Genomic DNA, 21,564 nt, shown 5'->3' with positions numbered 1-21,564 from the left:
CGTTGCTTCGCGACGTCGCACTCGGCGCGGACGGTGCGGACGCGGTGCCTCGTCGCGGCTCCTTCCCGCGCGCCTGCGGCGCGCCCGCCCGACCCGAGCCAGGAGCCGCGACGAGGCACCGCGACCACCCCTCCGGACGGAGGAGGTGGCGGCACGGTGGGCTGGTAACGGAGAGCGGGCGGACGTTCGGCTCGTGGGGCCGCGTTCGGCTCGGGGCAACCGGCCGTTCTGACGTGCCGAGGTGTGTTCTGCGTGCCGGAGGTGGCCGGGGGGAACCTTCGGCTCGTGGATCGAGGGTCGGCTCGGGGAATCCGGGGGTTTCGGCGTGCCGAGGGTCGTTTCGCGTGCCGGAGGTGGCGGGCGGGACGGTTCGGCTCGTGGAAGGACGTTCGGCTCGCGGAAGCGGGCCGTTTCGGCGTGCCCGGGAGGGTTTCGAGTGCCGGAGGTGGCGGGGCGGTGGGTTCGGCTCGTGGAAGCCTGTCCGGCTCGCGGAATCCGGGGGTTTCGGCGTGCCGGAGGTGGTTTCGCGTGCCGGAGGTGGGGCACGGGCTGCGGGTACCGAGAAGGGCCGGCGGAGGAGTCTCCGCCGGCCCTCAGGGGTGGTGCGTCAGTCGGTGCCCGCGTCGAAGGCGGCGCCCTCGGAGGCGAGGTCGGTGGCGCGGCCGAGGGCGTCGGCGGCGGCGGAGCCGTTGCCCTCGGTGATGGCCTCGGACTCGCCGATCTCGAGGTGGCCGACCAGCTCGGCGGTCGAGCCGCCGACCAGGCCCGCGGCGGCGTACTGCTCGAGGCGCGAGCGGGAGTCGGCGATGTCGAGGTTGCGCATGGTCAGCTGGCCGATGCGGTCCTCGGGGCCGAACGCGGCGTCGCCGACGCGCTCCATCGACAGCTTGTCGGGGTGGTAGCTCAGCGCGGGGCCGGTGGTGTCGAGGATCGTGTAGTCGTCGCCGCGGCGCAGGCGCACGGTGACCTCGCCGGAGACGGCGGAGCCGACCCAGCGCTGGATGGACTCGCGCAGCATCAGCGACTGCGGGTCGAGCCAGCGGCCCTCGTACATCAGGCGGCCGAGACGGCGGCCCTCGGAGTGGTACTGCGCGATGGTGTCCTCGTTGTGGATCGCGTTGAGCAGGCGCTCGTAGGTCAGGTGCAGCAGCGCCATGCCGGGCGCCTCGTAGATGCCGCGGCTCTTGGCCTCGATGATGCGGTTCTCGATCTGGTCGGAGTTGCCCAGGCCGTGGCGGCCGCCGATCGCGTTGGCCTCGAGGACGAGGGCGACCGGGTCGGAGTACTCGACGCCGTTGAGCGCGACCGGCCGGCCGGCCTCGAACCGGACGCTGACCGTCTCGGCGGCGATCTCGACGTCCTCGCGCCAGGCGGCGACGCCCATGATCGGCTCGACCAGCTCCATGCCGCTGGAGAGCTCCTCGAGGCGCTTGGCCTCGTGGGTGGCGCCCCAGATGTTGGCGTCGGTGCTGTACGCCTTCTCGGTGGCGTCGCGGTACGGGAAGCCGCGGGCGACGAGCCACTCCGACATCTCGGTGCGGCCGCCGAGCTCGTTGACGAACTGCACGTCGAGCCAGGGCTTGTAGATCCGCAGGCGCGGGTTCGCGAGCAGGCCGTAGCGGTAGAACCGCTCGATGTCGTTGCCCTTGTAGGTGGAGCCGTCGCCCCAGATGTCGACGCCGTCCTCGCGCATCGCGCGGACCAGCAGGGTACCGGTGACGGCGCGGCCCAGGGGGGTGGTGTTGAAGTAGGTCTTGCCGCCGGAGCGGATGTGGAAGGCGCCGCACTGCAGCGCGACGAGCCCTTCCTCGACGAGGGCGCTCTTCGCGTCGACGAGGCGCGAGATCTCGGCGCCGTACTGCGCGGCGCGCGCGGGCACGCTGTCGATGTCGGGCTCGTCGGCCTGGCCGATGTCGGCGGTGTAGGTGCAGGGCACCGCGCCCTTCTCGCGCATCCAGGCGACCGCGACCGATGTGTCGAGCCCTCCCGAGAATGCGATTCCGACGCGCTCGCCCACGGGCAGACTGTTCAAGACCTTCGACATGGCTCCGATTTTAGGAGACTCGCGGGGGTCCTCGTGACGCGGGCGTTCGCGCGACGATCGTCGGATAGATCCGCACGGGGGGATGGACGGGCGCACGTCGGGCGTGGGAGGGTCCGACTGACCCGCTCGACGACGCGCGGGCACCGCCGCACTCCGAAAGGCTCCTCGTGCCACAGCCTCCTTCCCGCCGCCTCGCGGCGATCACGCTCGCCTGTCTGCTCGCCGCGGGAGGTGCGGCCGCGATCGCGCCCGGCGCCTCCGCTCTCGCGGCCGTCAGCAGCGAGCCGACGTCCACTCAGGCCCCGACGGCCTTCCGCCCCGGGTCCGCCTCCGACGACGCGGTCGCGCGCGGGCCGGTCCGGTACACGAACGCCCTCATCGGCGGCGAGAGCCTCGCGCGCGGCGAGAGCATCACGTCCGAGGGCGGCGAGTACCGCTTCGTGCTGCAGACCGACGGCAACGCCGTGATCTACGACTACAGGGGGTCGACCTGGAGCACCGGGACCCAGGGCCGCGGCGACCGGCTCGACATGCAGACCGACGGCAACGTCGTGATCTACGCCGCCGACGGCCGGGCCGTCTGGAGCACGGGCACCGGCGGAAACCCGGGCGCGCTCCTGGTCATGCAGGACGACGGCGACCTCGTCGTCTTCCGGGCCGACGACTCCGTCGCGTGGTCCTCGTCCGACGGCCAGGCGCCGCCCGCGGTCGCCGACACGCTCAGCAGCGGCAGCGACCTGCGCGCCGGTCAGGAGCTCGTCTCGACCGATGGCCGCTCCCGCGCGGCGATGCAGACCGACGGCAACTTCGTCGTCTACAGCGGCGGCTCCGTGCGGTTCAACGCAGCCACCTCCGGGCCGGGGAACCGCCTCGTGATGCAGTCCGACGGCAACGCGGTCGTCTACGCGAACTACGGCGCTCCGCTCTGGCAGTCGGGTACCGCGGGCAACCCCGGGGCACGCATGGTGATGCAGAACGACGGCAATCTGGTGATCTACGCCGCCTCGGGCCGTCCGCTGTGGTCGAGCAACCCGCCCCCCGCGCCCGTCGTGCGCGACGTGCTGAGCGGCGGCGGCGAGCTCCGCGCCGGTCAGGAGCTGGTGTCGAGCGACGGCGGCTCGCGCGCCGCGATGCAGGGCGACGGCAACTTCGTCGTCTATCGGAGTGACCAGGTGAGCTTCTCGACCGGCACCTCGGGCGCGGGCAACCGCCTCGCGATGCAGACCGACGGGAACGCGGTCGTCTACTCCGCGTCGGGCCGGGCCCTCTGGCAGTCGGGTACCGGCGGCAACTCCGGCGCGCGACTGGTGATGCAGAACGACGGCAACCTGGTGATCTACTCCGGGGACCGCGCGCTGTGGTCGAGCTACACGCCGCCGGTGCTGACCAGCGACACCCTGTTCGCCGGTAGCGAGCTCACCCAGGACCGCAGCATCCGCTCGACCGACGGCCGCAGTGAGGCAGTCCTGCAGGGCGACGGCAACTTCGTCGTCTACAGCAACGGCAGCGCGCGCTGGAGTGCCGGCACCTCGGGCGCGGGCAACCGTCTCGTGATGCAGGGCGACGGCAACGCGGTGGTCTACTCCGCCGGCGGCCGCGCGCTCTGGCAGTCGGGCACTGCGGGCACCTTCGGCCCGCGGATGGTCATCCAGAACGACGGCAACCTGGTCATCTACTCCGTCGACGACCGCGCGGCCTGGCAGAGCAACCAGCCGGCGCCGGCATCTCGTCCGAACGGACCGGTGCGAACCTGCGGCTCGTTCAACAACGACTGGTCCGCCGCGAATGCGTGGTTCCAGACGTATGCGAATGCTGGAAACCTCGATGACGACGGTGACGGCATCCCCTGCGAGACCCTTCGAGGCGCACCGCGTCCCTGACCGGCCGCTCGCTCTGAACGCTCGCCTCCTCTCGTCAGGGGGCGAGCGTCCGCAGTTCCACCGAAGAGGCCGGAGGTCGCGCCGTCACCACGACCTCTCTTCCGACGGGCGGCCGCACGACATCTGTTGGGTAGTTCTACCCAAAAGGATGGACGGGCGGGGAGGGCGCGTGGGAGGCTCCGCCTGGCCCGCTCGACGATGCGCGGGCCTCCTCTGCATCCGCACTGTGAAAGGCGCTTCATGCCACAGCCCCCCGCCCGCCGCCTCGCAGCACTCACGCTCGCGTGCCTCCTCGCGGCGGGAGGTGCCGCCGCGCTCGCTCCGACCGCGTCCGCGCTCTCGTCCTCGGTGGCGGACCCGACGGACACTCCGACTCCGACGCCCACCCCGACGCAGGAGCCGACTCCGACGCAGGAGCCGACTCCGACGCAGGAGCCGACTCCCGAGCCGACGCCGACGCCGACCGCGACGCCCGAGCCGACGCCCACCGCGACGCCGACTCCGACGGCCACTCCGACCGTCACGCCCACCGCCACTCCCACGGCGACGCCCACCGCTACTCCGACCTCGACCCCGCGCCCGACGCGGACGCCGACGCCGACCCCCACTCCGACGCAGCCCCCGGCCGCGGCGACCGACCGCCTCGCCTCCGACTCGACTCTCACCGCCGGTCAGCGGATCGTCTCGCGCAACGGCCAGTTCCGCTTCGTGATGCAGACCGACGGCAACGCGGTCGTCTACGACGCCGCGGGCCGCTCGACCTTCAGCACCGGCACGTCCGGCTCCGGCAACCGCATCACGATGCAGGCCGACGGCAACCTCGTCGTCTACACGACGGCGAACCGCGCGCTCTGGCAGTCGGCCACCGGCGGCAACCCCGGCGCGTTCCTGGTGATGCAGAACGACGGCAACCTCGTCGTCTACCGCACCAACGGCACCCCCGCCTGGGCGACCTCCTACCAGGCCGCTCCGCCCGCCGTCGTCGGCGACACCCTCCGCGGTGGCGCCGAGCTGCGTGCCGACCAGCAGATCACCTCCACCGACTCGCGCTCGCGGGCGGTCATGCAGGGCGACGGCAACTTCGTCGTCTACAGCAATGGCTCCGCACGCTGGAGCGCCGGCACCTCGGGCGCGGGCAACCGCCTCGCGATGCAGGGCGACGGCAACGCGGTCGTCTACTCCGCCGGCGGCGGAGTGCGCTGGCAGTCGGGCACCTCGGGCAACCCGGGTGCGCGCATGGTCATCCAGAACGACGGCAACCTCGTCATCTACGCGGCCTCGGGCCGTGCCGTGTGGTCGAGCTACACCCCGCCCGCACCGCCGGCGCCCGTGATCCGCGACGTGCTGAACGGCGGCGGCGAGATCCGCTCCGGCCAGCAGCTCGTCTCGAGCGACGGCGGCTCGCGCGCCGCGATGCAGGGCGACGGCAACTTCGTCGTCTACCGCGGTGGCGAGGTCCGCTTCTCCACCGGCACGTCCGGCAGCGGCAACCGCCTCGCGATGCAGACCGACGGCAACGCGGTGGTCTACTCGGCTGGCGGCGCTGTGCGCTGGCAGTCGGGCACCTCGGGCAACCCGGGCGCGCGCATGGTCATGCAGAACGACGGCAACCTGGTGATCTACTCGGGCAACCGCGCCGTGTGGTCGAGCTACACGCCGCCGGCGCCGCCCGCGCCGCCGGCTCCGGCCCCGCCCGCGTCGGGTAACGGTCAGAGCCAGCTGAACGGCAACAACAACCTGTACGGCAACCAGAACCTGGTCGCCGGCGAGTTCCGCGCCGCCATGCAGTCCGACGGCGTCTTCGCGGTCTACGGCGCGGGGACCCGCCTGCGCTGGAACGCCGGCGTCTCCGGGGCGGGCAACTACCTCGCGATGCAGACCGACGGCAACGCCGTGATCTACTCGAGCGGCGGATCCGTCCGCTGGCAGTCGGGGACCTCCGGAAACCCGGGCGCCCGCATGGTGATGCAGACCGACGGCAACCTCGTCATCTACAGCACCGGCGGACGAGTGCTCTGGCAGACGAACTCCGCGCGTCCCGCTCGGCCGGGCGCTGATAAGGACTGCAAGGACTTCTCGAGCCCGGCAGCGGCGCAGGCGGAGTTCAACTTCTACTATCTCGACTACGGAGATGTGTATGACCTCGATCGAGATGGCGATCGAAGAGTCTGCGAGTAGCTGAACGATGACGGGGAGGCCCGCTGCCGGGGAGGCGGCGGGCCTTCGTCTTCGTCGCCCGTAGGGTGTGGGCCGATTGGTACCCTGACGGCCGCCTCCTCGATGACCGGTGCCCTGCCCCGAGCATCACCCCTGGCAGCATCGGGTGGTCAATGATGGAGATCAAATAGTCCCGATCCCATGCGAGGATCAGCAGCATTCGGTAAGAAACCCATCATTGATGGCAGCACCGCCGAGTTCAACAAGCTCGCGCCGAACATCAGCGCTTTCCTGGAGAACGCTGACGGCGTGAAGGGCCGCCGCAGGGGCTAAAAGCCCAGCTCATGGCAGCCCCCTAGATGCCCCCGCTCCCGCTGGGACCTTGACGGTTCGTGAGGGAGGGGGCCTCATACTTAATTGAGAGAACCAAACCACTCAAGGATTTCTCCCCAGTTCTCGCAAGCCCAGGTCCATGCCTCTCGCAGAGCAATTGGTCCTACCCACTGCACCACCGTGCCGACGATGGTCCTCCATAGGGAGGGCTCCTCTGTACGGCGGGCTGGTCTTCTTCGTCTTGCTCGGGTATGCTTACCCATGTCAACCTCCAAGGTTGGCTTCGATCTGAATACGAAACGACGAGTTGTAACCTCGTCGGCACCAAAAAGGCCCGCGCCACTTCCTGAGGGAGATGGTTAGCGGGTCTTTTCCGTGCTTATCAATAATACCACATGTAAGACTTATGGTCTATCGCTGGTGAAGTTGTCGAAACGTACCCTGATCTTTTAAAGATGCAAGTCGATAAAGGCCTCTCGTCGGCGATAGGAAACGAAGGAACCCGGCTAGATGCGGGTTCTTCACGATCTCGGGAGCGGACGAGCTCTGGACAGCGCTCGACCTCAGGCCAGCGATCCTCCAAGCTCAGTAACGCTTGACACGCTGACCTCCAGGTGTCGAACGGCGTGTTCACCTCCTTCCAGGCGGTTGCGGCTTCCGGCCACACCTCAGCGGTGAAGCGCGAGCCTCGGATGACGAGGTAGACGAAGTACTCGTCCGCGTCGCTCACACCCGACGCGCTCGGTGATGGCTTAGCGATGCTCTGCGCGGGCGGTCGCCATGCTGAACGGCCTCATCGTCGCTTCAGCTATCGACGCGCAGCGTGAGATGCGCAAGGTCGCGCGGGTCGGAGCAAGCGGATACAGGCGACGCGCGGTGAACTACGTCACCCACCAACGTCTCTGTCAGCCGAGATCTTTCCTGACACCCCGAAGGCAGCAGCAGTGGAGGACGGCGCGAGCTTGTAGACGTCAACGAGAGCCAGGCTTTGCCGCGGTGGAGGGCCCGGAGTAGGAGAGTGTTGCGGGAGATGCGCGACAGCGCGCATTCATGCTGGTCGAGTAGCTCCGCAGGGGCGTATCGAGACCCGGCATCGTCAGCAGGGTGGGTCCGCAGACTCGGCTTCTGGCGGTGCTGGATCTCGATACGCCCGCTGTGCGGGCTACTCGATCAGCATGGTGGTGACCGTGCGGATTGTGGGTCTGCAGGCTCGGCTTCTGGCGGGGGTGGATCTCGATAGGCCCGCTCTGCGGGCTACTCGATCAGCATGGAGCGGGGGGTCCGCGATGCGCGGCTGTCAGGCGGCGGGGGCTCCGGCGCGGAGGCCGACGGCGGGGAGGAGCACGTTGTCGACGAGGGAGATCAGGTAGTCGCGGTCGACGGGCTCGCGCATCAGGAGCACGCGGTAGGAGACCATCGACGGGGTCAGGACGGCGAGCATGTCGACGTCGACGTCGGCCGGGATCTCGCCGCGGTCGATGGCGCGGCGCAGGAGGGTCCGGTTGGCGCGGGCGCGCGGTTCGACGATGGCCTGGCGGACGGCGTCGGCGAGCTCGGGGGCCTTGGAGATCATCGCGACGACGCCCGACATGATCCGGAGCTTGCGCTCGGCGTCCTCGATCGCGCGCGGGCGGATCAGGGCGACCAGGTCGCCGCGCAGGGTGCCGGTGTCGGGGAGCGCGTCCTGGTCGATGTCGGCGCCCTTCAGGCAGGCGACGGCCTCGAGCACGAGCTCGGCCTTCGACTCCCAGCGTCGGTAGAGCGTGGCCTTGCCGGCCTTCGCGCGGGCGGCGACCATGTCGATCGTCATGCCGTCGTAGCCGGTCTCGGCGAGCACGTCGAGGGCGGCGATGAGGATCTCGCCGTCGCGGTTCGGATCGCGGCGGCGGCCGGGGCGTGCCGGGGCGTCGCAGGTGGCGGCGGGGGGAGTGGGCGGCGTCATCGCTGCTTCTCCAATCGGTTCGGGAGGGCCGCGCGAACGGCCCGTGTGAACACCATGCTAATTGAAGAACTCCGCAGTTCCGAAACTACACAGTCTCGTATATGGTCTCCTCCATGTCGCAGACCACATCACTGCCGGACTCCGCCGCCCCTGCGGTTCCGGCCCCGTCCTCCCGCCGCTGGTGGACGCTCGTCGCCGTCGGGCTCGCCCAGCTCATGGTCGTGCTCGACTCCACCGTCGTGAACATCGCCCTTCCCGCCGCCCAGGCCGACCTCGGCTTCTCGGACGGCGACCGCCAGTGGGTCGTCACCGCCTACTCGCTCGCCTTCGGCAGCCTCCTGCTGCTCGGCGGGCGCCTCTCCGACCTGATCGGCCGCAAGCGCACCTTCGTCATCGGCCTGATCGGCTTCGCGATCGCCTCCGCGCTCGGCGGCGCCGCGCCGAACTTCGAGCTGCTGATCGCGGCCCGCGCGCTCCAGGGCGTGTTCGGCGCCCTCCTCGCGCCGACGGCGCTCGCCGTGCTGACCACCACCTTCACCGTCCCGAAGGAGCGCGCCCGCGCGTTCGGCGTCTTCGGCGCGATCGCGGGGGCCGGCGGCGCGGTCGGCCTCCTCCTCGGCGGCGTGCTGACCGAGAGCTTCGACTGGCGCTGGAACCTCTACATCAACGTCGTGATCGCGGTCGTCGCGGTCATCGGCGCGATCGTCTTCGTGCCGACCATCGACCGGGTCGGCCCGCGCCCGCGGCTCGACGTGCCCGGGACGATCCTCGTCTCGGCCGCCCTCTTCGGCCTGGTCTTCGGCTTCGCCAACGCGGAGACCGACGGCTGGGACTCGCCGATGACCTGGGTGCCGCTCGCCGCGGCCGTCGTGCTCCTCGTCGGCTTCGTGCTCCGCCAGCGCAGCACCGAGCACCCGCTGCTGCCACTGCAGATCGTGCTGGACCGCGACCGTGGCGCCGCGTACCTCTCGGTGCTGATCGCCGGCGCGGGGATGTTCGGGATCTTCCTCTTCGTCACCTACTACCTGCAGGTCTCGCTCGGCTACTCGCCGATCCAGACCGGGCTGTCGTTCCTGCCGATGATCGGGATGCTCGTGCTCGCCGCGCAGCTCTCGACCAACCTGCTGCTGCCGCGCTTCGGACCGAAGATCATGGTGACCTTCGGCATGCTGCTCGGCGTGGTCGGCATGCTGCTGCTCACCCGCCTCGACCTCGACAGCGGCTACGCGGCCGACGTGCTGCCGGCGCTGATGGTGCTCGGCTTCGCGATGGGCTCGATCATGCCCGGCTCGATGCAGACCGCCACCCGCGGAGTCGACATGCGCTTCGCCGGCGTCGCCTCGGCGATGGTCAACACCAGCCAGCAGGTCGGCGGCTCGATCGGCACCGCGCTGCTGAACACGCTCGCGGCGACGGCGGTCACCGACTACCTCCTCACGCACACCCCGACCACGGCGACCACCGCGGCGGAGGCCGCGGTGCAGAGCTACGCGGTCGCCTACGGCTGGGGCGCGGGCTTCTTCGCCCTCGGCGCGGTGCTCTCGGTGCTGCTGTTCCGCCGCCGCTCGGCGGGCCTCGCGCTCTCGTCCGGAGCCTCCGCGGAGCCGGTGCTCGCGCACTGACCCGCACCACCGCGCGGCCCCTTCCACGACCGTCCGACAGGGCGGATCGAGGGAGGGGCCGCCTCGTCGTGCGGCCGTGATCGGATCGTGAGAACGGCGTCGGCGGGCCGTCGTGCGCGACTGCCAGGATGAGCGGGCCCGCACTGCCGCGGGCCATCGCACACCCGGGGGAACCACATGATCCTGTCCACTCGAGGCCGCCTCGCGGCCGTCGTCCTCGCCACCACTCTGACCTGCGGCGCCGTCGCCGGTCCCGCGCTCGCAGCTCCGCCGGCGCTGCACGCCGAGACCGCCGCCGCGGCCGTCGCGACCGGCGATCGGCTCGCCGTCGGAGCGACGCTGAAGGCCGGTGAGGAGCTCCGGTCGAACCTCGGCAGCCAGGGCGTCTTCCGCTTCGTGATGCAGACCGACGGCAACGCGGTCGTCTACGACCCGAACGGTGGGGCGTTCTGGGTCAGTGGCACCTCGGGCGCCGGCAACTCGCTCACGCTGCAGCGCGACGGAAACATCGTGATCTACTCCGCGCAGGGCGCGGCGCTGTGGGCCAGCGGCAGCAACGGCCGTGGGGAGCCGTCGTTCCTCGCGATCCAGGCCGACGGCAACCTCGTCTCCTACTCCGCCACGGCGGCACCTCTGTGGGCGAGCCGCGGGGAGACCACCCTCGTCGAGGGTCGGCAGCTCGACCGCGGTCAGGCGCTCGCCTCCGCTGACGGCCGCTACCGCGCCGTCTACCAGAACGACGGCAACCTCGTCGTCATCGGGCAGAGCGGGGTCCGCTGGAGTGCCGGCACGAGCGGCGGCACGCGGCTCGCTCTCGAGGCGGGCGACCTCGTCAGCTATCAGGGCGGAGCGGCGGTGTGGTTCACCGGCACGTCCGGCTTCAACGGCGCCCAGCTGGTGCTCCAGAACGACGGCAACCTGGTGCTCTACTCGAGCTCGTTCCGCGCTCTCTGGTCGAGCGACGGCGGAAGCCCGGCGTACCGCGACTCGCTGGTGCCCGGCGCGCAGCTCTCCGTCGGCCAGTTCCTCCGCTCGCGAGGCGGGGACGTCCGCACGGTGCTGCAGAGCGACGGCAACGTCGTCGTGTACTACGGCAGTCCCTCCGGCGACGTCGCCCTGTGGAGCACGGGAACGTCCGGCGCGGGCAACCGCTTCGTGATGCAGAACGACGGCAACGCGGTCGTCTACAGCGCCTCGGGCCGAGCGCTGTGGTCCTCCGGGACCGGCGGCAATCCGGGATCGGTGCTGACGATGCAGAACGACGGCAACCTCGTGGTGCGCAGCGCCGACGGCCGGGCGCTCTGGGACTGGCAGCCGAACGGGTACGTAGGCATCTCCGGCGCCTGATCAGAGAGGCGTTCGCACGGAGACGGCCGGGGCGCTCCGCAGCAGCGGAGACCTCGGCCGTTCCCCTGCGCAGGGGAGATGTCCGCGTGTTGCGCCGTCGGTCGCCCCGGGTCGGGTGCGTGCGTAGCGTCGGGGGATGCCCGAGACGCTCGACATCGTCCACCTGCGCACGCTCGTGGCGATCGCCGACTGCGGTGGGTTCGGCCGGGCGGCCGTCGCCCTCCACATCAGCCAGCCGACGGTCTCGCAGCACGTCCGCACGCTCGAGCGGCGGCTCGAGCGCACCTTCATCGAGAAGGTCGGGCGCCGGGCCCGCTTCACGCCGGCCGGCGAGCGCCTCCTGGTGCAGGCCCGCCGGATCCTGGCCGTGCACGACGACGCGCTGGAGCTGCTCGACGCGGCGAGCGAGAACCCGCTCGCCCTCGGCCTGACCGAGCCGGCCGCGGAGCAGCTGCTGCCGCGCCTCCTCGAGACGCTGCACCGCGCCTTCGACGACCGGCCTCTCACCTTCACACTCGACCGCTCCAACCACCTGGCGGAGGCGGTGGCCCGCGGCGTCGTCGATCTCGCCGTCATCCTCGGCGTGGGCGGCGACCTGCCGGGCCGCCAGGTCGCGACGCTGCCGCTCGACTGGTACTCGGCACCCGGCTGGCAGCCGCCGGAGGACGCGCCGATCCCGCTCGTCGCCTACTCCGAGCCGTGCGGGATGCGCCAGCGCGCGCTGCAGCAGCTCGGCGCCTTCGGCCACGAGGTGCGGGTGGTCGCCGAGTCGGCGGGGCTGGAGGGAGTGATCGCGGCGGCCCGCGCCGGTGTCGGAGTCGCGGTGCTGCCGACCGCGCACCGCGGCGCGGTCGCCGAGGGACTCGTCGAGCGGCACGACCTGCCGGCGCTCGGCTCGGTCAACCTGCGCCTCGTCTCGCGGCGCGGCCTCGCACCGGACGTCGAGGACACGGCGCTCGCCGCGCTCGCGGAGGTCTTCGGCACCGTGCGGGCGCGGCCGGTCGCGGTGCCCGCGGGCGCGCGAGTGTGATGTCCGTCGCCGGCCGCCGACGCGGGTGTGACGAAGAGTTACCAACGATCGGGATCGCCGATCGGAACGCATCCGGAATCGTCGTTGGACGCCCGGAGCACCCCGCCCGTAGCGTCGGAGCCATGACCTTCCCGCCCGCCCTCACCGCCGCCGCGCCGCTCGGCGCGACCGGTGCAGCGAGCCGCGGGAGCGTCGGCACTCGAATGTCCTCGGACGGGAACCCCTTCGCGCCGGTGCGCGGATGTTCCTGTCCGGTCTCCCGCTGACGCCTCCGCGTCGCCCGACTCCTCCGCCCGACGGCCTGGCCCTCGCCGCCTGTCCCGGCATGTGCGCGCCGCCGCCCGCCGCGCGTCCCTCTCTCCGCGCCCTCCCGCGCTCCTCCGGCGTGCCCGCGCGCCTCCGGTGCGCCTCCGCACCCTCTCGAAAGGACCTCCCATGACCGTCGAGTTCATCTCCGCGATCAACGTCAACCACTCCAACGAGGTCAACGGCCTGGCCGACCCGGCCATCGACGTCGCCTACCTGCGCCGCTACTCCCGGATCCTCGAGGACGGCGGCTTCGACTACACGCTGGTGCCCTACGGCTCGGCCGGGCACGACCCGTTCACGATCGCCGCCGCGGTCACCCAGTACACCGAGCACCTGAAGCCGATCGTCGCGCTGCGGCCCAACACGGTCTACCCGACCGTCGCGGCGAAGGCGCTCGCCACTCTCGACCAGCTCTCGGGCGGCCGGGCCGTCGTGCACTTCATCGCCGGCGGGAACGACCACGAGCAGGCTCGCGAGGGCGACCGGCTGAGCAAGGCCGAGCGCTACGCGCGGCAGGAGGAGTACCTCCGCATCCTCCGGAAGGTCTGGTCGGCGACCGAGCCGTTCGATCACGAGGGCGAGTACTACCGCTTCGAGGACTTCGTCTCGCGGGTGCGGCCGGTGCGCGGCACCATCCCGATCTCGGTCGGCGGCTCGAGCGACGAGGCCTACCGCCAGGGCGGCGCACTCGCGGATGTCTTCGGCCTCTGGGGCGAGCCGCTGGCCGACACCCAGCAGCAGATCGACCGGATCGCGGACGCGGCGCTCGCCGCCGGCCGCGCGGACACCCCGCGCACCTGGGTCACCTTCCGGCCGATCATCGCGCCGACCGAGGAGCTCGCCTGGGAGAAGGCGCACCGGATCCTCGGCATCCTGCAGAGCCGCGGCGGCACGACGAACCCGCGGAAGGGCGAGAAGGGACTCTGGGTGCAGACGCCGAGCGCCACCGGCCCGGCGAACGTCGGCTCGCAGCGCCTCCTCGACATCGCGCGGCGGAAGGACCTGCACGACCGGGCGCTCTGGACGCCGACCGCGACCGCCACCGGGGCGGCCGGCGCCTCCACCGCGCTCGTCGGCACGCCGGAGACGGTCGCCGCGGCGATCCTCGACTACGTCGACCTCGGCGCCGACCTGATCTCGATCCGCGGCTACGACAACCTGAACGACGCGGTCGACTACGGCCGGTACGTCATCCCGCTGGTCCGCGAGGAGCTCGCGCACCGCGAGACGACCGGGCGCCGCGGCGAGGTCGTCGCGCAGCCGCCGCTCGAGGCCGAGCTGGCCGGGGCGATCGCGTGACGCTGCTCACGGGAGCGCCCGCCACGGTGCTCCGCGAGCCGGTCCCGCCCGCGCCCGACCTCACCGATCGCGCGCTGGCGCGGGTCACCGCCCGCCTCGCCGAGACCGCCGAGCACTACGACCGCACCGCCGAGTTCCCCTGGCAGGGGATCCAGGCCGTGCACGAGGCGGGACTGCTCTCCCTCGGCGTCGGCACCCGCTACGGCGGCACGCCCGCCACCACCGTCGACCTCGTCCGCGTCTTCGGCGCGCTCGGCGAGGGCGACCCGGCGGTCGCGCTGATCTCGGCGATGACCGTGCTGCAGCATGCCGCGCAGGACCGCGCCGCGCTCTGGCCGGAGGAGCTCTACCGCTCGGTGCTCGCCGACTCCGCCGAGCGCCCCGTGCTGCTGAACGCGGTGCGCGCCGAGCCCGAGTGGGGCGCTCCGGCCCGGGGCGGCCTGCCCGCCACGACGATCAGCCGCTACGGCGACGGGTGGCTGCTCGAGGGCCGCAAGGGCTTCGCCACCGGCTCGGAGGGGCTGGCGTACCACCTGGTCTGGGCGGTCGATCACGGCGGGGCGTCGGGCGAGCCCGAGCTCGCGCACGCGATCGTGCCCGGCGACGCCCCCGGGGTCCGGATCGAGCGGACCTGGGACCACCTGGGCCAGCGGGCCTCGAGCACGCACGACGTGGTCTACGAGCAGGTCCGCCTGCCGCTGGAGCACTTCCGCGGGACGCCCCGCTCGCAGCTCGCGCCCGAGGCCGGGGCGGCCGGCGGCTTCGGTCTCGCGGTCGCGGCGCTCTACGCCGGCGTCGGACGGGCGGCGCAGAGCTTCTTCGTGCGCTTCGCGAACGACCGGGTGCCCACCTCGCTCGGCCGGCCGATCGCCACGACGGAGCGGATCCGCTCGGTCGCCGGCGAGATCCAGGCGCAGCTGGTGCAGGCCGAGGAGGTGCTGCTCTCGCTGGCCGCGCGAGTGGACGCGGGCGATCCGCGCGCCGCCGAGCGCCTCGTGGTCGGCAAGCTGCTCGCCACCCGCTCGGCCGTCACCGCGGTCGAGACGGCCGTCGCCGCGCTCGGCAACCCCGGGCTCACCCGGCACCACCCGCTCGAGCGGCACCTCCGCGACGTCCTCGCCTCCCGGGTGCACCCGCCGCAGGACGACGCCGCCCTCCTGATCGCCGGCACGCGCTCGCTCGCGGCCGCCGCGCTCTGACAGCCCGCACTCCGACACCCCGCACTCCGACACCCCGCACTCCGACACCCCGCACTCCGACTTCTCTGCACGGGAGACCACCGCCATGACGTTCCACCGCTCACGCCCCCTCCGACGATCGGCCACCGCCGCCGCGCTCGCCCTCGCCTCCGCGCTGGCCCTCTCCGCCTGCTCGGGCGCCTCGGGCGCGGGCACGGCCGCCGACGACGCGACCCCCGTCGACGGTGGCCGGCTCTCGCTCGCCTTCTTCCCCGACAACGCCGCGTTCTCCTGCGTCGACCCGTTCCAGACCTACTGGATCGAGCACCGCACGGTGATCCGCAACGTCGCCGACTCGCTCACCGACCAGGATCCGGAGACCGGCGAGATCCAGCCCTGGCTCGCGACCGACTGGAGTGTCAACGACGCGGGCACCGAGTACACCTTCGACCTGCGCACCGACGTCACCTTCTCGGACGGCACGCCCTTCACCGCGGAGAGCGTGAAGACCTCGTTCGACAACGACAAGGCGACCCTCGCGCAGCTGCCCTCGGCCTACGGAGGCGTCTACCTCGCCGGCTACTCGGGCACGGAGGTCGTGGACGCCGACACCGTGAAGGTCGTCTTCTCCACGCCCAACGCCGCGTTCCTGCAGGGCACCTCGACCACCAACCTGGCGATCCTCGCCGCCTCCTCCTACGAGAAGACGCCCGAGGAGCGCTGCCTCGGCGGGATCGTCGGCTCCGGCCCGTTCACGCTGACCGGCTACACCCCCGGCACCGGCATCACGCTGGACAAGCGCGACGGGTACGCCTGGGGCTCGGCCCTGCGCGAGAACACGGGGGAGGCGCACCTCGACGGGATCGACATCAGCTACGTCGCGGAGGACAGCGTCCGCGTCGGGCAGCTGACCAGCGACGAGATCGACATCGCCTGGCCGCGGAACCCGATCTCGGAGAACGACCAGGCCGTGATCACGGGCTCCGGCGACACGGTCGAGAGCCGCTCGCTGCCGGGCCCCGCGAGCAACTACTACCCGAACGTCGCCGAGGGGAAGATCCTCTCGGACGAGAGGGTGCGGCAGGCCGTGCAGAAGGCGATCGACCGCGACACCTACGCGACGACGGTCTTCGGCTCCGGCTACCCGGCCGCGACCAGCATCTACAACACGACGACTCCGTTCTACGAAGACGAGTCGTCGAAGCTCGCCTTCGACGCCGAGGGCGCGGGCGAGCTGCTGGACGAGGCGGGCTGGAAGCTCGGCGACGACGGCTACCGCTCGAAGGACGGGCGGCGGCTCACGCTCTCGGTGCCGATCGTCACCCAGTTCGGTGCCGGCGATCAGCTGATCCAGGACCAGCTGAAGCAGGTCGGCATCGAGCTCGAGCTGAACGTGATCACCAACGCCCAGCGCGCCGACGTGCTGAACAGCGGCGACTACGACCTGATCTCGACCTACTACACGCGGGCCGATCCGGGAGTGATCCAGTGGATCATCGACTCCCGCTACGCCGGCTCGAAGGCGCAGGCGACGAACGGCCTCGACGCCGAGCAGGCCGCGACCGTGCAGGCCCTGCTCGACGAGGGCGTGCAGACGGTCGACACCGCGGCGCGCGCCGAGGTCTACGGCGAGCTGCAGGACTACCTGATCGACAAAGCATTGGTCTTCCCGTTCGCCGAGCGGGTCCAGCTGGCGGGCGTCTCATCGGCGGTGCACGGCTTCCGCTTCACCTCGGAGGCGTTCGGCGACTTCGCCGACGCCTGGATCCAGCCGTGACCGCGCTCGGCTCGGCCCCCGTGGCCGCGGCACCGGGGGCAGCACCGGGGAGGCCGGGCACCCGCTCGGCCCCCTCGGGCCTCGGCCGCTACCTCCTCGGCCGGCTCGGCCAGGCGGTGCTGGTGCTCTGGGCCGCGTACACGGTGACCTTCGCGGTGCTCTGGCTGCTGCCGAGCGACCCGCTGGCGCTCCTGCTGTCGGCCAACAACGTCGAGGTGGACTCGCTCACCCCGCAGCAGCTCGCCGAGGCTCAGGCCCGCTACGGCCTCGACCAGCCGGTCTGGCAGCAGTACGCGACGATGCTCGCGAACGCGCTGCGGGGCGACTTCGGCACCTCGATCACCAAGGGGATCCCGGTCACCGACCTGATCGCCGAGAAGCTGCCCGGCACCCTGCAGCTCAGCGCCCTGGCGATCGGCCTCGCGCTGATCGGCGGCACCGTGCTCGCCTACCTGGCGGCGTACGTCCGCTGGGCGCCGCTGAAGACGGTGCTCGGCCGGCTGCCCTCCGCGGGTGTGGCGTTCCCCGGCTTCTGGATCGGCCTGCTGCTCATCCAGTTCTTCGCCTTCTCGCTGCACCTGCTGCCCTCCACCGGCAGCGCGACCCCGGCGAGCCTGATCCTGCCCGCGGTGACCATGGCGATCCCCACCTCGGCGATGCTCGCCCAGGTGCTGATCCGCAGCTTCGCGGACGTCGAGGCGGAGGCCTACATCACCACGGCCCGCGCCAAGGGCCTCTCCCGCGGAGCGGTGCAGTGGCGGCACGCCTTCCGCAACGCCTCGCTGCCGACGCTGACGATCCTCGGCATCCTGGCCGGCAACACCGTCACGGGAGCGATCGTCGCCGAGACGATCTTCGCCCGGCAGGGCATCGGCACTCTCGCCCAGGAGTCGGTGCTCACCCAGGACGTGCCGGTCGTCCAGGCGATCGTCGTGCTGGCGGCCGTCGTGTCCGTCGGCATCAACCTCCTGGTCGACCTGCTCTACCCCCTCCTCGATCCGCGCATCACCTCGACACCGAAGGCGAGCCGACCATGACTCTCGAACTCACCCGGCCCGAGGCGCTCGTCGTCCCCGAGCCGCTCACCCGCGCGGCGCACGGCCGGGGTGCCCGCCGCGTGCGGATCCTCCGCCTGCTGCTGCGCCGCCCGGGCTTCGTCCTGGCGCTGGTCTTCGTGCTGTTCGTCCTGGCCTCGGCGATCGCTCCCGCGCTGTTCACCGGCGTCGACCCGACGGCGACCGCGCCGGCCGACAAGCTGCAGGCGCCGAGCCTCGTGCACCTCTTCGGCACCGACGAGCTGGGCCGCGACCTGTTCGCGCGGGTCCTGCACGGCGGGGCGCTGACGGTGCAGGCGACGGTGATCGCCCTCGCGATCGCCCTGGTCGGCGGGCTGACACTCGGCGTGGTCTCCGGCTCCGCGGGTGGCGCGGTGGACGCGGTGATCATGCGGATCGTCGACGTGCTGCTCGCGATCCCCGGGCTGCTGCTCGCCCTGGCGATCGTGACGGCGATCGGCTTCGGCACGCTGCCGGTGGCGCTCGCCGTGGGGATCGGCATCCTGCCCGGCTTCGCGCGCACCACCCGCGCCGAGGTGCTCCGCGTGCGCACGCTGCCCTACGTCGAGGCCGCGCGCACCGGAGGGGCCAGCCGGCTGCGTGTGCTCGTGCGGCACGTGCTGCCCAACTCCTGGGGGCCGGTCGCCGTGCTGGCCGTGCTCGATCTCGGCACCGCGATCATCGCGATCGCCGCGCTGAGCTTCCTCGGCTTCGGCGCGGCGCCGCCCGCAGCGGAGTGGGGGACGCTGATCTCCAGCGGCCGCAACTACCTCGTCACCAGCCCGTGGCTGTCGCTGCTGCCGGGGCTCTTCGTCGGGCTGCTGGTCTTCGCGCTCAACCACGTGGCCAAGAGCCTCGAGGAGGTGCAGCGATGAGCGCCGGGGTGGTCCCCTCCGCAGGGCCCGCCGCGTCCGGCCCGCTCGTGCGGCTCGACCGCCTCAGCGTCGCCTACGGCGAGCGCACGGTCGTGCACGAGGTCTCGCTCGAGATCGCGGCCGGCGAGATCGTCGCCGTGGTCGGCGAGTCCGGCTCGGGCAAGTCGACGACCGCGAACGCCGTGCTCGGCCTGCTGCCCTCCGGCGGCCGGATCACCGGCGGCTCGATCGCGCTCGCCGGCGAGGACGTGACCCGTGCGGCCGAGAAGCGGCTCCGGCATCTGCGCGGCCGGTTCGTCGGCCTCGTGCCGCAGGACCCGATGGTCGGGCTCAACCCGACGCTGCGCATCGGCGCCCAGGTGGCGGAAGCGGTGCGCCTGCGCGGCGTCGACCGCCGCTCCGTCGACGCCGAGGTGCTCGAGGCGCTGCGCCAGTCGGGCATCGACGACCCGGAGCTGCGCGCCCGGCAGTACCCGCACGAGCTGTCCGGCGGGCTGCGCCAGCGGGCGCTGATCGCGATCGCGCTGGCCGGCCGGCCGCGGCTGATCATCGCCGACGAGCCGACCTCGGCCCTGGACGTCACGGTGCAGAAGCGCCTGCTCGACCACCTGCAGTCGCTCGTCCGCGAGCAGGGCATCGCGCTGCTGATCATCACCCACGACCTCGCCGTCGCCGCCGACCGGGCCGACCGCGTCCTCGTGCTGCGCGAGGGCCGGGTGGTGGAGCAGGGCCCGCCCGCGCAGATCCTGGTCGCGCCGCGCGAGGAGTACACCCGCGAGCTGCTCGCGGCGGCGCCGGGACTCGGCGGCGAGCTCGTGCCGCGCTTCGAGCACGTCGAGCCCGCTCCGGAGATCGTCCGGGTCGAGAACGTCGTGAAGGACTTCGCGCTGCCGGGCCGCCGCCCGCCGTACCGCGCGCTCGACGACGTCTCGTTCTCGATCCGCGCGGGGCAGACCCTCGCGCTGGTGGGCGAGTCGGGCTCGGGCAAGACGACCGCGCTGCGGATCGCCCTCGGTCTCGAGCGCGCCTCGAGCGGCCGGGTGCTCGTGGAGGGGGAGGACCTCACCGCGGCGAGCGACCGGCAGTGGCGGCCGCTGCGCCGGCGGATCCAGCTCGTGCAGCAGAACCCCTTCGCCGCGCTCGACCCGCGCTTCACGGCGCTGGAGTCGGTCGTCGAGCCGCTGGTCTCGTTCCGGATCGGCGACCGCGCCTCGCGGCTGGAGCGGGCCCGCGAGCTGCTCGACCGGGTCGGGCTGCCCGGCTCCTTCCTCTCCCGGCTGCCGGCCGAGCTGTCCGGCGGTCAGCGCCAGCGGGTCGCGATCGCCCGCGCGCTCGCCCTCGGGCCGGATCTCGTGCTCCTCGACGAGCCGGTCTCCGCGCTGGACGTGTCCGTGCAGGCGCAGATCCTCGAGCTCCTGGTCGAGCTGCAGCGCGATCTCGGCGTCGCCTACCTCTTCGTCTCGCACGACCTGGCCGTCGTCGCCGAGGTCTCCCACGACGTCGTCGTCCTCGACCGCGGGCGGGTGCAGGAGGCGGGGACCACCGCCCGCGTCTTCGGCTCGCCCGCCGCGGAGTACACCCGCACCCTGCTCGCGGCGATCCCCGGCCGAGCGGCGGTGCGCCCGTGAGCGGCCGCTTCCTCGTGATCGGCGGCGGGGCCGTCGGCTCCGTCCTCGCCGCGCAGCTGCACCTGGCCGGGCAGCCGGTCCTGCTCGTGGCGCGCGGGGAGCACCTGCGGCTCCTCCGCGAGAACGGGCTGCGCGTGCGCCGGCCCGCGGGCGACGAGATCGTCCGGCTGCCCGTCGCCGACGGCCCCGCGGAGGCGGCGCCCGCACGCGGCGACGTCCTCGTGCTCGCGGTGAAGGCGCAGGACGCGGAGGCGGCGCTCGCCGAGTGGGCCTGGACGCCGCTCGCCCGGGGCGGGGCCGGGGCCGAGCTGCCGGTGCTGACCCTGCAGAACGGACTCGCCACCGAGGACAGCGCGCTGCGCCGCTTCGCCGCGGTCTACGGGGTGTCGATCGGCATCGCCGCCAGCTTCCTGGTGCCCGGCGAGGTCGTCTCGCCCTCCTTCCCGACCGTGGGCGTGCTCTGGATCGGCCGGCACCCCGACGCCGCCGATCCGCGCGCGGAGGAGTACGCCGCGATCCTCCGCGGCGCCGGCTTCGCCGCCCGCGCCGTGCCCGACATCGGCGCCTGGAAGGCCCGCAAACTGCTCGCCAACGCGGCCAACGGCCTCGACCTGTTCGAGGGCCCGGCCGAGCAGCGCGCCGCCGCGCGCGACCTGCTCGTCGCGGAAGCGCGCACCGCCCTCGCCGCCAACGGCCTCGCGGTCGCTCCCGACGACGGCACGCGCCTCGCCGTCGATCCCGTTCCCGGCCACACCGCCGGCCGGCTGTCGACCTGGCAGAGCGCCGCCCGCGGCACGAGCAGCGAGATCGACCACCTCACCGGCGAGATCGTGCTGCTCGCGCGGCGTGCCGGCGTGCCCGCCCCCGTCAACGAGCGCCTGCAGCTCCTGCTCGGCCTGCGCGGCCGCGCCGCGGCCGCCGCGCCCCTCCCGCTCGCGGACCTGCTCGCCCCCGTCCCCGTGCTCGTCGAGTAACCCCGTCCTCATGCTGGTCGAGCAGCCCCACCAGGCCAGCCTCATGTTGGTCGAGTAGCCCCGCAGGGGCGTATCGAGACCCACCCCCTCCGAACACTCACCCGCCGGTACGCC

The 21,564-nt window shown here is 72.3% G+C and carries 14 protein-coding genes; 12 read left to right on the top strand and 2 right to left on the bottom strand.

Annotation, left to right across the window (positions count from 1 at the left end; translation table 11 throughout):
- Window positions 1–607 precede the first annotated feature (607 nt).
- Entirely contained in the window at window positions 608–2,044 is a 1,437-nt protein-coding gene (gene argG, locus EDF45_RS09720) for an argininosuccinate synthase (protein WP_123446074.1), read from the bottom strand.
- A gap of 167 nt (window positions 2,045–2,211) precedes the next feature.
- On the opposite strand from argG, the gene EDF45_RS09715 reads away from it, so the two are divergent.
- Together EDF45_RS09715 and EDF45_RS09710 are read left to right on the top strand one after the other, a co-directional pair.
- Window positions 2,212–3,924 carry a hypothetical protein gene (locus EDF45_RS09715; protein ID WP_123735942.1) on the top strand — a complete coding sequence of 571 codons (1,713 nt, stop codon included), beginning with the start codon at window positions 2,212–2,214 and terminating at the stop codon, window positions 3,922–3,924.
- A 240-nt stretch (window positions 3,925–4,164) separates the two neighbouring features.
- Window positions 4,165–6,102: a hypothetical protein gene (locus EDF45_RS09710; protein ID WP_123735941.1), complete on the top strand. Its 1,938-nt coding sequence runs from the start codon at window positions 4,165–4,167 to the stop codon at window positions 6,100–6,102.
- A 1,609-nt stretch (window positions 6,103–7,711) separates the two neighbouring features.
- Here the strand turns inward: EDF45_RS09710 and EDF45_RS09705 are convergent.
- Window positions 7,712–8,356, bottom strand: coding sequence for a TetR/AcrR family transcriptional regulator (locus EDF45_RS09705; protein ID WP_123735940.1), 645 nt, complete (start codon window positions 8,354–8,356; stop codon window positions 7,712–7,714).
- A 113-nt stretch (window positions 8,357–8,469) separates the two neighbouring features.
- Here EDF45_RS09705 and EDF45_RS09700 point away from each other — a divergent pair, with 113 nt between their 5' ends.
- The 10 genes from EDF45_RS09700 to EDF45_RS09655 all read left to right on the top strand — a co-directional run bounded on the left by EDF45_RS09700 (window position 8,470) and on the right by EDF45_RS09655 (window position 21,450).
- Complete coding sequence (locus tag EDF45_RS09700) at window positions 8,470–9,978, top strand: MFS transporter (protein ID WP_185020140.1); 1,509 nt, start codon at window positions 8,470–8,472, stop codon at window positions 9,976–9,978.
- A 177-nt stretch (window positions 9,979–10,155) separates the two neighbouring features.
- The gene (locus tag EDF45_RS09695; RefSeq protein ID WP_123735938.1) at window positions 10,156–11,325 is read left to right on the top strand and encodes a hypothetical protein; all 1,170 of its coding nucleotides are present in this window, start codon (window positions 10,156–10,158) and stop codon (window positions 11,323–11,325) included.
- Window positions 11,326–11,461: 136 nt separating this feature from the next.
- On the top strand, window positions 11,462–12,355 hold the full coding sequence (locus EDF45_RS09690) for a LysR family transcriptional regulator (protein ID WP_123735937.1): 894 nt from the start codon (window positions 11,462–11,464) through the stop codon (window positions 12,353–12,355).
- Between the two features lie 435 nt (window positions 12,356–12,790).
- Window positions 12,791–13,963 (top strand): LLM class flavin-dependent oxidoreductase, encoded by a 1,173-nt coding sequence (locus tag EDF45_RS09685; RefSeq protein WP_123735936.1) that lies wholly within the window; start codon window positions 12,791–12,793, stop codon window positions 13,961–13,963.
- Entirely contained in the window at window positions 13,960–15,162 is a 1,203-nt protein-coding gene (locus tag EDF45_RS09680; RefSeq protein ID WP_123735935.1) for an acyl-CoA dehydrogenase family protein, read from the top strand. The genes EDF45_RS09685 and EDF45_RS09680 overlap by 4 nt, the downstream gene beginning before the upstream one ends.
- 85 nt (window positions 15,163–15,247) lie before the next feature.
- The gene (locus EDF45_RS09675; RefSeq protein WP_123735934.1) at window positions 15,248–16,918 is read left to right on the top strand and encodes an ABC transporter substrate-binding protein; all 1,671 of its coding nucleotides are present in this window, start codon (window positions 15,248–15,250) and stop codon (window positions 16,916–16,918) included.
- Window positions 16,915–17,955: an ABC transporter permease gene (locus EDF45_RS09670; RefSeq protein WP_260312108.1), complete on the top strand. Its 1,041-nt coding sequence runs from the start codon at window positions 16,915–16,917 to the stop codon at window positions 17,953–17,955. Before EDF45_RS09675 ends, EDF45_RS09670 begins: the two co-directional genes overlap by 4 nt.
- On the top strand, window positions 17,952–18,848 hold the full coding sequence (locus EDF45_RS09665; RefSeq protein ID WP_123735933.1) for an ABC transporter permease: 897 nt from the start codon (window positions 17,952–17,954) through the stop codon (window positions 18,846–18,848). The genes EDF45_RS09670 and EDF45_RS09665 overlap by 4 nt, the downstream gene beginning before the upstream one ends.
- Window positions 18,845–20,476: an ABC transporter ATP-binding protein gene (locus EDF45_RS09660; RefSeq protein ID WP_123735932.1), complete on the top strand. Its 1,632-nt coding sequence runs from the start codon at window positions 18,845–18,847 to the stop codon at window positions 20,474–20,476. Before EDF45_RS09665 ends, EDF45_RS09660 begins: the two co-directional genes overlap by 4 nt.
- A complete protein-coding gene (locus EDF45_RS09655) occupies window positions 20,473–21,450 on the top strand; it encodes a ketopantoate reductase family protein (protein ID WP_123735931.1) in 978 nt (325 codons plus the stop codon). The genes EDF45_RS09660 and EDF45_RS09655 overlap by 4 nt, the downstream gene beginning before the upstream one ends.
- The last annotated feature ends 114 nt before the right edge of the window (window positions 21,451–21,564 follow it).

It is taken from the genome of Rathayibacter sp. PhB186 (assembly GCF_003751825.1).
In the GTDB taxonomy this organism is placed as follows: Bacteria; Actinomycetota; Actinomycetes; order Actinomycetales; family Microbacteriaceae; genus Rathayibacter; species Rathayibacter festucae.
The sequence above is the reverse complement of the archived record's forward strand: the minus strand, read 5'-3'. Positions and strand labels throughout refer to the sequence as shown.